This window comes from Streptomyces sp. NPDC048606, assembly GCF_040650855.1.
Lineage (GTDB): Bacteria > Actinomycetota > Actinomycetes > Streptomycetales > Streptomycetaceae > Streptomyces.
In genome coordinates, this window is the sequence record NZ_JBEZIB010000001.1 from 494,637 (window position 1) to 509,139 (window position 14,503).

16 protein-coding genes are annotated in these 14,503 nt (G+C 70.8%); 5 read left to right on the forward strand and 11 right to left on the reverse strand.

Annotation, left to right across the window (positions count from 1 at the left end; translation table 11 throughout):
* Positions 1–368 precede the first annotated feature (368 nt).
* Positions 369–1,439 (reverse strand): serine hydrolase domain-containing protein, encoded by a 1,071-nt coding sequence (locus tag AB0D01_RS01990; protein ID WP_363053018.1) that lies wholly within the window; start codon positions 1,437–1,439, stop codon positions 369–371.
* A gap of 193 nt (positions 1,440–1,632) precedes the next feature.
* Here AB0D01_RS01990 and AB0D01_RS01995 point away from each other — a divergent pair, with 193 nt between their 5' ends.
* Entirely contained in the window at positions 1,633–2,664 is a 1,032-nt protein-coding gene (locus AB0D01_RS01995) for a phosphotransferase (protein ID WP_363053019.1), read from the forward strand.
* On the opposite strand, the gene AB0D01_RS02000 is transcribed toward AB0D01_RS01995, so the two are convergent.
* From AB0D01_RS02000 to AB0D01_RS02030, 7 genes are all read right to left on the reverse strand, one after another.
* Complete coding sequence (locus AB0D01_RS02000; RefSeq protein WP_363053020.1) at positions 2,661–3,746, reverse strand: glycosyltransferase; 1,086 nt, start codon at positions 3,744–3,746, stop codon at positions 2,661–2,663. The two genes, AB0D01_RS01995 and AB0D01_RS02000, sit on opposite strands and share 4 nt — an antisense overlap.
* Complete coding sequence (locus AB0D01_RS02005) at positions 3,743–4,360, reverse strand: hypothetical protein (protein ID WP_363053021.1); 618 nt, start codon at positions 4,358–4,360, stop codon at positions 3,743–3,745. The genes AB0D01_RS02000 and AB0D01_RS02005 overlap by 4 nt, the downstream gene beginning before the upstream one ends.
* Positions 4,354–5,250, reverse strand: coding sequence for a PIG-L family deacetylase (locus AB0D01_RS02010; RefSeq protein WP_363053022.1), 897 nt, complete (start codon positions 5,248–5,250; stop codon positions 4,354–4,356). The genes AB0D01_RS02005 and AB0D01_RS02010 overlap by 7 nt, the downstream gene beginning before the upstream one ends.
* Positions 5,247–5,978 carry a glycosyltransferase gene (locus AB0D01_RS02015; protein ID WP_363053023.1) on the reverse strand — a complete coding sequence of 244 codons (732 nt, stop codon included), beginning with the start codon at positions 5,976–5,978 and terminating at the stop codon, positions 5,247–5,249. Before AB0D01_RS02015 ends, AB0D01_RS02010 begins: the two co-directional genes overlap by 4 nt.
* Positions 5,975–6,859 (reverse strand): phosphotransferase, encoded by an 885-nt coding sequence (locus AB0D01_RS02020; RefSeq protein ID WP_363053024.1) that lies wholly within the window; start codon positions 6,857–6,859, stop codon positions 5,975–5,977. Before AB0D01_RS02020 ends, AB0D01_RS02015 begins: the two co-directional genes overlap by 4 nt.
* 23 nt (positions 6,860–6,882) lie before the next feature.
* The gene (locus AB0D01_RS02025) at positions 6,883–7,743 is read right to left on the reverse strand and encodes a glycosyltransferase (RefSeq protein ID WP_363053025.1); all 861 of its coding nucleotides are present in this window, start codon (positions 7,741–7,743) and stop codon (positions 6,883–6,885) included.
* Between the two features lie 194 nt (positions 7,744–7,937).
* On the reverse strand, positions 7,938–8,330 hold the full coding sequence (locus AB0D01_RS02030; RefSeq protein WP_363053026.1) for a hypothetical protein: 393 nt from the start codon (positions 8,328–8,330) through the stop codon (positions 7,938–7,940).
* A 166-nt stretch (positions 8,331–8,496) separates the two neighbouring features.
* Between AB0D01_RS02030 and AB0D01_RS02035 the strand changes: the two genes are divergently transcribed.
* Both AB0D01_RS02035 and AB0D01_RS02040 read left to right on the forward strand, forming a co-directional pair.
* Complete coding sequence (locus AB0D01_RS02035) at positions 8,497–9,771, forward strand: Tat pathway signal protein (protein ID WP_363053027.1); 1,275 nt, start codon at positions 8,497–8,499, stop codon at positions 9,769–9,771.
* A 23-nt stretch (positions 9,772–9,794) separates the two neighbouring features.
* Complete coding sequence (locus tag AB0D01_RS02040; RefSeq protein ID WP_079430408.1) at positions 9,795–10,373, forward strand: GNAT family N-acetyltransferase; 579 nt, start codon at positions 9,795–9,797, stop codon at positions 10,371–10,373.
* A 545-nt stretch (positions 10,374–10,918) separates the two neighbouring features.
* On the opposite strand, the gene AB0D01_RS02045 is transcribed toward AB0D01_RS02040, so the two are convergent.
* From AB0D01_RS02045 to AB0D01_RS02055, 3 genes are read right to left on the reverse strand one after another with little or no spacing between them, the layout of a single operon-like run.
* Positions 10,919–11,782, reverse strand: a complete 864-nt coding sequence (locus tag AB0D01_RS02045; protein ID WP_363053028.1) for a DUF2637 domain-containing protein — start codon at positions 11,780–11,782, stop codon at positions 10,919–10,921.
* A 29-nt stretch (positions 11,783–11,811) separates the two neighbouring features.
* A complete protein-coding gene (locus AB0D01_RS02050) occupies positions 11,812–12,468 on the reverse strand; it encodes an ATP-binding protein (RefSeq protein ID WP_363053029.1) in 657 nt (218 codons plus the stop codon).
* Between the two features lie 44 nt (positions 12,469–12,512).
* Positions 12,513–13,406, reverse strand: coding sequence for a hypothetical protein (locus tag AB0D01_RS02055; RefSeq protein WP_363053052.1), 894 nt, complete (start codon positions 13,404–13,406; stop codon positions 12,513–12,515).
* A gap of 253 nt (positions 13,407–13,659) precedes the next feature.
* Between AB0D01_RS02055 and AB0D01_RS02060 the strand changes: the two genes are divergently transcribed.
* Together AB0D01_RS02060 and AB0D01_RS02065 are read left to right on the forward strand one after the other, a co-directional pair.
* Positions 13,660–13,944 carry a helix-turn-helix transcriptional regulator gene (locus AB0D01_RS02060; RefSeq protein WP_363053030.1) on the forward strand — a complete coding sequence of 95 codons (285 nt, stop codon included), beginning with the start codon at positions 13,660–13,662 and terminating at the stop codon, positions 13,942–13,944.
* A gap of 119 nt (positions 13,945–14,063) precedes the next feature.
* On the forward strand, positions 14,064–14,381 hold the full coding sequence (locus tag AB0D01_RS02065; RefSeq protein ID WP_363053031.1) for a helix-turn-helix domain-containing protein: 318 nt from the start codon (positions 14,064–14,066) through the stop codon (positions 14,379–14,381).
* The last annotated feature ends 122 nt before the right edge of the window (positions 14,382–14,503 follow it).

Here is a 14,503-nt window from a genome sequence, read left to right on the forward strand (position 1 = left end):
GACGGTTCGTAGCCTTGCTGTTCGCCCTGGGTGATGAGCTGGTGGCTGCACGTGCTTGCGGCGGCAGTTCTCGCCCTCGGCTGGAACCATGTGATGTTCGACTGGTGTTCGTGTCTGATTCGCGATCACCTTCAACTCCGGCTGGTAATGCTTCATCGCCGCAACACGTCTGCTCTCGGAGCCTCAAGATCCACATCTCTAGTGTCCAAGATCAGTGGGCGAGGCCCCACGTAGTTCACTCGTGCAAAAAGGGCGTACACCTTGCTGTTCTCGCCCAAGCTCCGCCTTGCGCGGTCATGGGACCTGAAATGGCCCGGGGCTGCTCCCGCGCTACCCCTGACTTGTTTCAGCGAGCTTTAAGGGCCCGTTCAGTGCACGGTCATGCCCTGATGTCTCGAGCCCTCGGGAGTGAACCCGGCCACGCGGAAGGTGTTGCGGATCTCCGCCAGGGGCTCGCGATCGCGGTTGTAGCGGAGCTTGTTGGTGAGGAGGACGGCCCAGCGGTCCTGCGCTGGGCTGATCCACAGGCCCGTGCCGGTGAAGCCGTAGTGGACCCAGACGTCTTCGGCGGGGTCGGTGCCGGGGGCGGGGTGCCAGAAGAGGCCGCGGGCGGGGGTGAGGGTGCCGGTGTGGATGCGGAGGGAGTCCTTGATCCAGGCGGGGCCGAAGGCTGCGCGGGTGGGGGCGAGCATGTGGCGGAGGAAGCGGGTGAGGTCGTCGAGGACGGAGAAGGTGCCGGCGATGCCGCAGACGCCGCCGAGGAGGCGGGCGGAGAAGTCGTGGGCGGTGCCCTTGAGGTGGGTGCCGGTGGTCTCGTCGTACTCGGTGGGGGCGCAGCGGGCCGCCTCGGTGGCGGGGAGGGGGCCGAAGCGGGTGCTGGTCATGCCCAGGGGGTACCAGACACGGTCGGTGGCGAGCCGGTCCAGGGGCTGGCCCGAGAGGTTCTCGGCGAGGTAGCCGAGGACGAGGGCAGCCCGGTCGGTGTACTCGACGGCCTCGCCCGGCGGGCGGTGGAGGGCTTCGTGGAGGACGCCGTCGCGGATGTCCTGGGGGTCGGTGCCGTAGAGGTTCTTCAGGTTGGCGCGCAGGGGCAGGCCCGCGGTGTGGGTCAGGAGGTGGTGGGCCGTGACCCGGCCCAGGGGGTGGCCGGCTACCTCGTCGCAGAAGGTGCCCAGAGGGGAGTGGAGGCCGAGTTTGCCCTCTTCGACGAGCGTGCCGATCGTGGACCAGACGGCGAGGATCTTGGTGAGGCTGGCTACGTCGAAGACTGTGTCCAGCCGCATGGGCTCGTCGGGCCGGTCGGGGTCGAGGAGGCCGACGGCTCCGCTCGCACGGATGCCGTCGGCGTCCCCGACCGCCCACACCGCGCCGGGGTAGACCTCCGCGCGCACGCCGGTCTGTAGGAGGTCTTCGATTCGGACGGTGGAGGGCGTGGTCATGGTCTCCCGATCGTCGTACGGCCGCGGGCGGTCCGTCGGTCAGGGTAGTGAGGCCGCCGGGGCGGTTCCGGCTCCGCCACGGGCAGAGTCAGGTGAGCCGATGATGGAGGGGGATCCTGGCTCGGATCTCCCTCCGACTCTCTGCGGGGACCTGGGTGACGAAACCGGGTGTGAGGTTCGGCGTCGGCGTACCGTGCTCGGGGTGACGGATACGACTCGAGAAGATGGTCTGGCGGCGGTGTTGCCCACTCTGTCCGACGCGTTTGGGCTGGGCGCGGTGAGCGATCGGCGGTTCCTTGCCCACGGCCTGATGAACCGGAACTGGCGGCTCGTGACGACGACGGGGGTGTATGCGCTCAAGGAGACCACCGACGTTCCTCTGCCGAAGGTCCGCAGGAACCTCGCGGTCCTCGTGGACCTGGCCCGTGAGGGCATCCCGGTGCCGACGCCCCTGTTCGACGCCGGTGGCGACCTCGTGGTGGAAGTCGGTGGTCACGGCTACTGCGTCCTGCCGTGGGTGGACGGCGAGCACCTTCAAGGGACGGACCTTCCGCTCGACCAGGTCCGCGATCTCGGTACTCTCCTGGGTCGCCTGCACGAAGGCTTGCGGCGGCATGGGCCTGGCCCGGTTCCGGGGCAGGCGCCGGTGGCGAAGGTCCGCGATGTGGCCGAGGCCGACCAGGCCGCCGCTGCTCTCCTGAGTCGCCTTCCGGCCGATCCTGTGACCGAATTCGACAAGGCCGCCGCCGAGGCCCTGCACGGCCGCCGCGGCCTCCTCGCGCGGTACGGCGATGCCCGGCCGGACGGCGAGGTGCCGGCCGGGCCGTACGGGTGGACGCACGGCGATTTCCAGTACCGCAACCTGCTGCGCCGGGACGGCCGGGTGGTGGCGGTCCTGGACTGGGACCGGCTCGGGGTCCGTCCGTACGGTGAGGAGGTGGCGCGGACCGCGCAGGTGCAGTTCGGGGTCGGTGGTGTCTTCGACCTCGACCGCGTCGCCGCGTTCTGTTCCGGATACCGGTCCGTGATCGACCTGTCCGAGGGCGACCTCGCCGACGCCGTGAAGCGGCTGTGGTGGAAGCGGCTGACCGACTTCTGGCAACTGGAGTTCTACCTCGACCGTCAGGACCCCACCTTCGGCGAGATGTTCCTGACGGACGAGGCACTGCTGAACTGGTGGACCGATCGCACCGACGAGGTGCAGGCCGCCTACGCGGCCCGTTAGCCGGCGGCGGCTGCCGCCGGGATGAGCCCGGCGGCAGCCAGCTCGGGCAGGCACGGCCGGACCAGCGGCGCTGCCCCGGCGCGGGCCTTCGCGCCGAGGCCGGTCCGGTTGGCCGACTCGATCGCCTGCACCCAGGCGTCCACGTCGTCGGGGTGGAGGATGATTCCGCCGTCCCCGACCGCCTCGGGAATGCCGCCGCGGGACGAGCCGATCGTGGGGACGCCGTGGAGCCCGGCTTCCACGATCACCCGGGGGAAGGCGTCCTCGACCTGGGAGGGCACGAGCAGCAGGTCGTTCGCGGCGTAGATCGGGCCCATGGCGTAGGTGCGGGGGACCCAGTGCACGTTCGGGTAAGAGGTGAACTCGCCAGCCGTGTCCCACCAGCCCTCGACGAGAGTGAACCGGAGGGCGGGCAACCGGCGGATCAGCTGGTGCAGGAGGGCCGCGCCCTTGGCGGGGATGGGGTTGACCATCAGCACGCCGCCGGGGACGCGATCGGTTGTGCCGCGCCCTGCGGCGAGGAGGGGCCCGGCGCCTTCGGCCGGTGCGAACGGCGGGTAGAAGACGATCGCCTTCGTATCGGCCTGGGCCTGGGCACGTCCCGCGACGAAATTCGACGTGGCGAGGGCGACGTGCGGTCGGCCGTGGAGGACGCCCATGCTGTTGGCCGAGACCGAGTGCAGCCATCCGGCGACCCGAGAGGACCGGCGGGCGAGGGCGGCGAGGTCCGCCGCCCGTTCCTGCGAGGTCACCACCAGCTCCGGCCGGGCCTCAGCCAGGAGGCCCTTCAGCGTCGCTTCCACCCTGTCCTGCGGCACGGCCCGGCACGAGACGCCGTTCCACCGGTAGCGGACCTCCCTGCCGGCCTCCTCCCACACGGTTCCGTGGGCCCGGAGGTGGGCGCGCAGGTGGCCGATCTGGGCGGACCCGTTCCAGGGGGCCTCGTGGCTGCCGAGGTAGACGACCCGCCAGCCGGCCCGGACGAACTCTTCCGCCAAGAGCTGCTGGGAGACCTCAGCGCCCCCGATCAGCAGCGGTGGCGGGGTTCGCCGCCATGCGAACAGCACCGTCGGGCCGGTCATCGGACACCCGACCAGTACGTGAAGAGGGCCTGCACGACGGCGGCCGTCTCCTGCCGGTCGCCGTCCCCGGAGGCGACGGCCAACTCCGCAGTCGCCGGGCTGCGGACAGGGCGGCGGAAGTAGTCGCGGAAGTGCGTAAGGAAGGCGGGGTCGTGGAGGAAGTAGTCGGGCTCGACCTCGTGGTGTCCGGCCGCCTTGCGCCGCAGGTGCAGGAGCTCTGGCGTCACGTCCAGGTACAGGGTGTGGTCCGGCCTCAGGTGCGGCATCTCCTCTACCCGCCGGCACAGTTCCGGCAGGATGCCGAAGCCGTGGATCTCGTCCATGGCGTGGGCGTGGGCGAGGAGGGTGTCGACGGTCCGGTCCAGGACGACCAGCCCGCCGTGCCGACGGGCGGCACGCACGCGCTCGCCCTCGATTTCCATGAACGTCACGAACGCCTCCACCTGCTCGGCGGCGGACTGGGTGGCGGGGGTGGGGATGTCCTCGCGGCGCGCGAACGACTTGACGTAGCAGGGGAAGAACATCGCGTCCCGCATCGCCGGCACCTGGCGCAGCCGTCCCAGGGCGGAGGTCTTTCCCCCGTACGAGGGGCCTTCCAGGCCGAGGATCACCACGACCCCCCGAGCCGGTAGAAGCGTTCCGCGAACTGGCCGCGTGGACGGCCGTCCGGGTCGGGCAGCAGGTTGGCGGCGACGGTGTGGGCGTGCCGGATCGGCCGGTACATCTGCCGCGCGGGGTGCATCTGTGAGCCGTGCATGTGGAGCAGGGTCACCTTGTCCAGGACGGTGCCCGTGATGTCCTCGACCTCCGGGTCGAGGGCGTCGCGTACCCGCTGCCGGAACAGCTGCCGGTCGCAGCCGGACAAGGCGTAGGTGGACCAGAAAGCGACGTCCTCCCAGAACCACCGGCATCCCAGGCGGCGCGCCGCCTCGTGGACGGCGAGATGGTCCGGGTGGCGGGTGACTGCGGCAGGGGCGAGCAGTTCCGCGTCGTCCATCCCGTCCAGTACCTCGGCGAGCTCGGAGGTGATCCGGTCCACCTGGGCGGGCTCGGGTGCCCGGTACGGCTTCTCGGCGTCCTTGTGCCCCAGACCAACCCGGGCCGCTCCCAGGGGCAACAGGGACTGGGCGGCTTCGCGGTCGCGGAGTCCGGAGACCGCCTCCACGCTGTTGTAGGTGCTTTCGAGGGAGGGGTGGACGCTGCGCGAGTGGGTGAAGACGGTGACCACTGTCAGCGGTCGGGGACGGGCGAGGAAGGTCCCGGACGCGGACAGTACGAAGTCGTCGTGGTGGGGTTCGATGACGACGACCGGCCGCCCGGACGGCTTGCGCGGCTCGATCCAGTACGGCGCGAGGGTCAGCGGCGCTGTCAGCGTCGTGATCTCCTTCGACCCGGTCAGGGAGTCCATCCAGGACCGGTGCGCGGTTAGGAGGTCGGTGGGGAAGGTGTAGATGCCGTCGGCGTCCGGCAGGGGAAGGCGGGTCACCTGATGTTCTCCGATCATCGGACGGTGGTGGCGTACCAGTTGCGCCAGAAGCGCGGGGAGGTCAGGCCGAGGCGGACGATCACGGGGTTCTGCCACCAGAGCATCCGGGCCGTGGACCAGGCGTCGTAGCGGCGGTTGGAGGGCCGCACGCGGAGGTCTTCGAGGACCGCGACGGGCCCGCCCGTGCGGCGGCCGTAGGCGGTCAGGCGGGCGAAGAACTCCATGTCCTCGCTCATGAAGTAGTCCGGCCGGTAGCCGTGCACGGCCTTGAAGGCATCTCGGGTGCAGAACTGGTTGACGCCCTGGGCGCCCCCGCGGCGGGCGCGGTGGTGGTCCCAGTAGGCGCAGAGCAGACGGGCCCCGAACCGGGCGGGGGTGTAGAGCGGTGGGATGGCCCCACCGATGGCCCCGGCGTCCATCGCGGCGACGGCGGCCGTGATCCCCTCCAGCGGTAGGGCCACGTCGGCGTCGACGAAGAACAGCATCCGGCCCTCGGCTGCGCGGGCTCCGGTGTTGCGTGCCAGGCCGATGCTGCGGACCGGCTCCGTCACCACCCTGGCTCCCAGCTCCTTCGCGACGGTCGCGGTGTCGTCGGTGGAGGCGTTGTCCACCACGATCACTTCCCCGGTGAGGCCGGACAGGGCCTCCCAGGCCCGGAGGGAAGCGAAGACGGTGGGCAGGTAGCGGGGCAGGTACTCGGCCTCGTTGTACGCGGGGATGATCACCGACAGATCGGGGTCGGTCACAGCACGGTCCTTCCTGATTGAGGGGACATGGCAAGGTGCAGGCGGGCCGCCCAGGCGTCGCGGTCGCGGCCCTCCTGGTGGGCGGCGTAGGTCCAGCCACGAACGGCCTGGAAGGCCACGTAGGCGTCCAAGAGCCGGGTATCGACGGGCCGTCCGTAGGCGGCGGCCACGAACACCCGGTCGGACGGCTCCAGGGCGTCGCAGGTCACGAGGGTCTGGGCGAGGTCGTACTCGGGGACCTCGACGGTCGCGGCCTCGAAGTCCACGAGGTAGTCGGGGAGGCGAAGCAGGCCGTGTTCGCCGGCGGTGAGGCGTCGGTCGTCTCCGCGGACCACGTTCTCCAGGTGGAGGTCTCCGTGGCACCACACCAGCCGTTCCACGCGGGCCCCGGCTGCGATGACTTCCAGGGCGGGCGCGAGCCGGACGAAGACCTGTTTGGGGCAGTGGGTGGCAAGAGCGCTGACCTGCTGGCCGATGCCCGGTGCCAGGGGGACGCCGGGCGGGGCCTTGGTGCTGTGGAAGGCCGCCATCAGCAGGGCGAGCCGCAGCAGGGCCGCCGGACGCGGGATCTGCCCGGCCCGGACGGCGTCGCCCAATGTGTTCGTCCCGGCATCGGCGGTGACGAGGGCGGAGACGGTCAGACCGGGAACGGGGCCGTGCCCGATCACGACCGGTACCCGCACCCGCCCGGCGGCGGTGACGGCGGTCAGGAGGCGGGCCTCGTCAGCCGCTCCGTGGGCGGTGTCGGCCGTGAACAGCTTGACCACCACAGGGCGGCCGTCGGCGAGACGGACGCGGTAGACGTCCGTCTTCGGCCCGTGGCGTACCCGGACGGTCTCGGCCGGCGCCGACCCGGTCAGCTCCGCGCAGGCGCGCTCCACTGCCGGGAACGTGCCGCCGCCGGTCATCGTGCGCCCGCCCCGGCCAGGTGCCGCAGGGTGCGGTGCATCTGCTGCCGGTAGGCACGTACGTCCTCGGTGCCGGGGCACGAGCGCATCCACGGTTTGTGGCCCCCGACGAAGTGCACCACGTGCCCGTCCCGGCGGGTGACCGGGCGGCGGAGGACCCTGCGGACCCAGTCCCCCCGCTGGAGGAACCGGTCCACCTCGAACCGATTGAACACCGGCCCGACCGGATGTACGGCCCCGGAGGACAACAGCCAAAGGTTCAAGGCGCACTGGTCGTTGTGCTTGATGTACCGCCGCCCGCCGACCAGGGCCTGCTGGACCCCGACCCGCATGGGGGCGAGCATCGGCGCGGGGACCCACAGCATCCCGGCGTTGAAGTAGGTGCGCCCGACCAGGTGGGGCCAGCGCTCAGCGACACCGGGGAGTGCTGGGCACTGCCCGACGGCCGGGTTGAACTCGTCCTGAACGGCGCCGATTCGGTCCACAGGCAGTCCGTCCAGGGGCGCGGAGACGTCGCCGCGCACGTGTACGTCAGCGTCCACGTAGATCAGGAACGGCCGGTCGAGGAAGCCGGGGGTGAACCCAAACCTCAGGTAGGTGGCGACGGAGATGTAGGCGGTGTCCGCCATGACGCTCTCGGCCGGCGCGGTCTGCCAGCGCAGGTCGAAGGAGCCGAACCCGCAGCGGCGGGCGAAGGACGCCATCACGGCGGCCTGCCCCGGGGACAGGCCGTTGGTCAGTACCCGTACCGCGCTCTCGCGGCGGTCGGCCACAGGCAGGTGGTCGGCGACCGACCCGAGCGTGACCAGTGCGGGCAACAGATAGCGGGCATCGACGCACATGCCGATCGCGTACACGTGGGTGCCTCCAGGGCGAGGTTCGACGGGGCCCGGCGCCGGGCCGGGGCACGGTGGCCGCCTCCTCGCCCGTATGTGGAGAAGACGACCGGCCTTCACCGGTGTCGGTGAGGCGCTGTTGTCACCTGCCGCGGCCGGGCAGGTGGCGGGCTTCCGGCACCGGCGCCTCCGGGCAGGCCGGCGCCGGAAGCGGTTCAGTGCTGCCGCAGGAGGTCCGTGTACCGGGCGAGGTGGGCCACTGACTTGGCCAGCAGCCGCAGTGCTATCGCCGGATTGCTCCCGTAGTCCCGGGCGACCTTGCGGGCGAACCGCACGGTGCTGGCCGCGATGTCCTTCTCCCGGCTTTCCGGCAGCAGGTCTGCGTACCGTTCGGCGGGCACTGCGAGGGTGTGGACGTGCTCGCGCAGCCGCTCCCGCAGCCGCACGGCAACCTCCCCGGCCGGGTGGCGGTCGGCGAGGGTAAGGGCGGCCTCGACGTCCCCGGCGACGGCGGCAGCCGCAGAGGCGATCAGGGTCTTCTGGTTGGCGGAGGTGACCGTGGGCACCTCGACCGGGGCTGCCGCCACTTCGTGCGCGAGTACGGTCACGATTCCGCTCCCATCCGGCTGCTGCCAGTTCGGCTGTGCGGACAAGTAACCCGCGGTCGAGCCGCGTTGGACATGACGAATCGGCTCGTGCCTACTCGCGTGACCACTGACGAAAAGTCCCGGCCTCCGCTACCTCGAAGGTCGGCCCCACCCCTACCGTGGCTGCATGGTGCGGAAGCGGAACGCGGAATTAGAGACCTGGATGAAGGAACACGGGCTCAGTGCGGGCGCTCTTGCCGAGCAGGTCAACGACGCCATGGCAGACCTCACAGGCCACCGAGGTGCCGTCACCGAACGGACGGTCTACCGGTGGCTGTCGGGGGAGAACCGCTCGCCCCAGGATCGCCAGTGGCAGGCTCTGGAGGTCGTCTCCGGGCTTGCTGCGACCGACCTGGGGTTCGTGCCCCGTGCCCGCTCCCGCCCCACAACGCCCTCGGCACGACTGGAGGACCCCGTGCTCGGCCGTCGAAGCTTCATCTCCGTAGCCACCGGCGCCGCCGTCGCCGTGTCCACCGGCACTGCGACCGCAGCCACCCGACCCACCGTCGGGCATTCAGACGTCGACCGCCTGCGCGTTCTGCTGGCCGAACTGTGGCTCCTGGACGACCAGAACGGCGGCGGCCCCGTGCTGGAGAGGCGCGCAGCCGACCTCGCCGCCCGTACGCTCAGCCTCCAGCAGCACGGCTCTGCCAGCCAGCGCGTCCGCTCCCGCCTCTACGCCGTCGCCGCGTCCTTCACGGCCTTCGCCATGTTCTCGGCCATCGACGCCCGCCGGCTGGGGGAGGCCCAGCGTTACCTGGAGCAGTCCGTCACCCTCGCAGGGCTTTCCGGAGACGGACAGGTCCAGCACCAGACCTGGCGGTACGCCGCCATGCTCGCCGGACAGCGGGGCCGGTACGCCGACGCCCTCGCCGCGGCCGAAGCCTGCACCGGCACCCGGGCGCACCGCACCGACCCGTTCTACGCTTCGCTGACCCACTCCCGCATCGCCCTGACCGCCGCCAGCCTCGGTGACAAGACCCGGGCCCTCCGAGCCCTGGACCGGGCCCATGGTGCCTACGACCGGGCCGATCCCGCCGAGGCCCGTCCGTCTTCCGTCGCTTTCTACACCCGGGGCGAACTCCACGGCCTGACCGGCATCACCCACTACCGGCTCGGCGAAGCGGAGAAGGCCGAGTTCTACGCCCATCGGTGCATCGCGGACCTCCGTGACGATCAGCACCGCAACCGCGCCTACTACCTGTCCCAGGCGGCGCTCGCGCAGGTCGCGCAGGGCGACGTCGAGCAGGCCGTGGCCACCGCCGCCCGCGTCATCGCCCCGACCGGCGCCGACTCGGGCCGGGTCCCGCACCTCCTGGGCAGCTTCACCTCCGCACTCAACCAGGCGGCCCCCAAGTCCGCCGTCACCCGCCAGTGGAACGACCGCGCCCGCACTGCCTGAACCGTCACGCGACAAGGAGCACCATGCCCGCCCCGGAGATCACCCTTCACCGCTACGGCACCGACCAGCTGCCCACCATCCGCCCCACCCTGGTCGGCGTGTACGCCGAGGTGTACGAGAAGGAGATCGGCGAGGACCCGTTCTTCTCCGTCGACCGCTTCGAGGGTCGTCTCACCGGCCACTCCTCCCGCCCGTCCTGGGAGGCCGTGGTCGCCTACGACGGTGGCGAGGCTGCCGGCTACGCCTACGCCGCGGCCCTGCCCCAGAACACCGGCTGGTGGGCCCACATGCTCCAGCCGCTTCCCGAGGCGGACACGACCGAGGACGGCACCCGCACCCTCGCCCTCTTCGAGATCATGGTCCGGGCCCCCTGGAGGGGCACGGGCCTGGCGCACCGGATCCACGAGGAACTGCTGGCCGGTCGCACCGAGGAGCGCGTCACGCTGCTCGTCGAGCCCGGCCACCCGAAGGTGAAGGCCCTCTACGAGGGTTGGGGGTACCAGCACATCGGCGACCAGCAGCCGTTCCCCGACGCACCCGTGTACACCACCATGCTCCGCGCACTCAGGTGTGATGGCAGTACATCTGCAGGACGATCCTGAGGCCAGAGACCGCCTGAGGGCGGCTCGGGCAAAGAAGCTGGCGACGCCGACGGCCGACGGCCCTGGCGGCGGTCGCGACGAGTGCGTGCTCGTCGCCGTGCAGACGGAGGATGCACACTTTGGAGCGCTGGCCGTCCCTGTGGGTACGTCGTCGTGTACGCGCTCTGGCGGGGTAGCGGAGGTGTACGCGGCTTCGCACGCAGGCTGCTGCTCTTCCCCTCGGCTGCGATCCGTCCTCGGTCGCTGCCTGGCGGACCGGTGCCCCCCTGGCTCCGGCCCGCTCCCGCCACTCCAGGGGCGGGATTGGCCGAGACGCTCTCCCCCGACGGGGAAGAGTGTCTTGGCCGATAACTTGCTCCGTCTGGGTCTCGGGTAGGCGTCGCCTGCTTGGAGGTTGTGGGGATGCGTGGCAGTGGGGTCGTTGTGTAAGAACGTGCCTCCTGTTGGTCAGGCTGGAACGGCTTCGGTGCTGCGGGGATGGGGCGTACGAACGCCAGCTCGCTCCGCGATGGATGCGCGGGGGCAGCGTGACTTTCGGGCGGGGCCTACGCGGCGTCCGCTTGGCCGCTGTCGAGTTCGGACTGGACCTGCCGTGTGATCTTGTCTCGGCGGTCCCTGCCGAGGGAGAGGCCGCGGGAGCGGACAGCCGTCTCGATGTGGCGGCTCGACGCGCGTCCATCGCGTCCGAGCGGGGCGGTGAGAGCGATGGCGAACAGCTCGTCGTCGGTGGCGGCGGGCTTGCGACCGGTGCGCTTCTTCGGCGGGACGTGGGCTTCCGCCACTTGATCGGTCTCTTCCGCCACATCGCCTGATGCGTCCTGTCCGGCGTCAGCCGGAGTGGGGCGGTCACCCTCGTGGCCCGAGTGTCGTTCCGGGTCCAGGAGCTGTGGCGTGGCGGAGTGCCCGCGGGGACGGTCCAGGTCCGCGGGATGGGCCGAGGGTTCCCCTACCGGACGGCGACTGTGGCGGGACTCCTCGGCAGCGACGTGGCGGTGGATCTGCCGCATGAGGACGCCGAAGGCGAAGAGCGCGGCTGCTGGTGGGACAGCGGCGACGACGTAGTCGAGGGCTGGGGCGGGGACGCCGTCGGACCTGCTGACGCCGGCGACGTTCAAGGCGATCGAGCCCAGCGATCCGGCAGCGGTGAGGGAGATCGCCCAGCCGTCGGTTTCCCGGCGGAGGCTGGCGCGGAGCATGAGCACTTCGCCGGCGACGATGAAGGCATCGAGCGTGGCGGGCCACGCCCATTGGCGGGTGGGGGAAGTCCCGAGGCCGTGCCGCCCTGCGACTTCGGCGAGGTGGGCGTAGGAGAGCCAGAAACCCGCGGCGGTGAGAGCGACGATGACGCAGCCTGCGATGGCCAGGGCGTACCGCTCGGCGGTCTGCGTGCGGAGGGAGGTGGTGGTCAAGCGGGTGGTGCTCCAAAGGGTGGGCGCGTTCAAGCGGCGGGGGAGTTGCGGCGGCGGCGGTCGGGCCCGTCGAGGATGACTCGGTGGGTCATCTCGGAGAGGCGGGAGGCGACGCGGTCGCCGAGGGCGGTGCGGAGCTTGGGGATGGGGAGGTTCGTCGTGAGCAAGGTGGGGCGCAGGTACTCGTACCGGTAGTTGATCAGCCGGTAGGTCAGCTCCTCCGTCCACTCGCTGCCCTTGGCGGCACCGAGGTCGTCCAGGACCAGCAGCGGACAGCGGGCCAGGGTGTGCAGTTCACGTTCCGCGTCGAGTCCTGGGCGCGGCCTCAGGCGGGCGTACAGGTCGGCGGCGGTGACGGCTTCCCAGCGCAGGCGGACACCGGCCGCGAGCAGGCTGCGGACGGCCCCGTAGGCCTGGTGGGTCTTGCCCGTGCCGGTGGGGCCGACGATCAGCAACGACGGGCCCTCTGCGATGCCGCGTGTGCCGGATGGGCCGGGGCGCCCGGCACCCGCGATCTCGTCCACCCAGGCGGCGACCTCGGGGTGATCGGCGAGGGCCTGCCGGTAGCGCGGGGGGATGCGGGCGTCGGCCAGTTGCAGGGAGGTGACCGGTTGGGGCGCGGGCTCCGGTTCCTGCGAGTCCATGACGGACGGGTCCATGCCCCGGCGGTGCAGGATCCCCGCCATGGCCCGGACGACGTGGTCGGCGGGCTGCGGGAGGGCGGTGGTGATCAGAGGGCACCCCCGTAGGCAGCGGCGACGTCGGTGGGGTTGGGCCAGGGGCGGTGCGCGGCGGTGGGTGTGGAGGCACCCGCGTTCATGACCTCGTGCACGAGGCTGGGCAGGGTCTTCGGGTGGAGGCCCTTGGCGCGGTGGCGGTCGAGACCGGCTCGTACGTGGGCGGGGGCGATGCCCTCGTCGAGGAGCTTCCTGGTCTCCTGCCCGAGTTGGCCGAGCACGGTGGAGGGAGGGCGGTGCTCGCAGGCCGCGGCGTACTCGGCGATGAGGTCCTTCGCCGAGACGGTCTGGGGCGCGGGGGCGCTCGCGCCCCCCAACGGGGTAGTTCCTAGATCCCTGTTCCTAGGTCCTAGATCCGGACGCTGAGGGCTCACGTCAGGTTCAGTGAGCCCTCCCGCAACCGGCTGTGAGGACTCACTGAACTGCCCTTGAACTGCGGATTCCCTGCTCATGGCGGCCTCACTGCATGCTGCTTGACCCGTCCTGGAGGCCTCCGTGACGGCTCCGTGTACCGGCGGTGAGGGCTCACGCGGGACGCCGAGGTCGTGGTGCGGGCAGGACGGGATCCTGCTGATGCTGGGGCGGTTGATCTTCTGGTGGAGGGCGAAGGCGACGACGTGCAGGTACTGCCTTCCGTCCTCGCCCTCGTAGCGGCAGATCAGGCTGGCCGCGTCGAGCTGCGTCAGATCGTCCTCGACTTCGACCGGACCGTGTTCGCGGCGGAGCGACCACAGCTGTCCGGCGATGACGGCGGACTGGTCGCGGATGCGGCCCTTGTCGTCGGCTTGGGTGAGCAGGCCGAAGAAGGTCCGCTCGGCGCTCAGGGACACGGCCGCCAGGGACTCGGAGGCGAAGGCCTCGGGCTTGATGGTGCGGATACGGGCGATGGAGATCGACCGCCTTTCGAAATCGGGGCAGGGAAACCGGCGGGGCCGGGGTGCGTGGACAACACAGCCACACCCCGAGTCCGGAAGTCCAGACCTGGCTCAAGCGGCCGTGAAAGGTTTTCCGGTCGCACGACCGTAAACCCGAAACCCCGGTCGCCGAAATCGCCCGCGATATTCGATGTCGGCCCGGGATCGCTCACAGCAGACGGGGAATGCCTTCCCAAGCCTCCGGCGGGCAAGCTACAACACACCAATGCCGCCACGCCCTCTCGAAATCGGACCCGCCGGACGCGCCGCCGCCCAGACCATCGAACGCACCCGCGTGGCCCGTGGCTACTCCCAGCGCCAGCTCGCAGCCCGGGTCACCGCACTCGGTCGCCCCATGACCTTCACCACGCTCTCCCGCATCGAACGCACGGTCCGACGCTGCGACATCGACGACCTCGTCGCCATCGCCGCAGCCCTCGGATCCTCGCCGAACGCGCTTCTCGCTGCTCCGTCGAGCCGCCCCGAGTCGCTGAGGGTGGGCGGAATATAGCCGACGATCCCCGGTTTCCGAAACCGGGGATTCTCCGCACCATTGGTGGTCCCTGGAGGCCGCTGCGCCTGTGCGTGGCCAGTGGTCTATTTCCCCGTCCCCTTCGTAAGGAACTTCGCTTGTCCGTCGTCGATCCGATTCCCTCTGTCGGTTCCCCCGAATTTCGTCACCGTTCCACCGTCGGCCGTGCGTTTCTCGGGGTCCAGGACACGGCCGCGTATCTCGGTATTTCACCCAAGACGCTTTACGTCTGGCGTCACCGGCGGCAGGGTCCGCCCAGTTTCCGGATGGGCGCCCGCGGGCGGGTGACGTACCGGGTCGATGCGCTCGACGCCTGGATACGTGCGCAGGAGCAGGCGGACTCCCGCTCCAACCCCGACCTCAACCCCGTAAGCGCCGCACCGCAGCGGCGCGCTGCCTACTCGGCAACCGTCTGACGGCTTCCGGCTGACCGTCCCGAACCCCTAAGGGTTGTCCCGTAAATGATCTTTGAGTTGCCTCGGGGATAGTGGGCTGCTGTACCGCCCGTAGGCCTATCCGGCGAGGGCGAGGTTGTGCA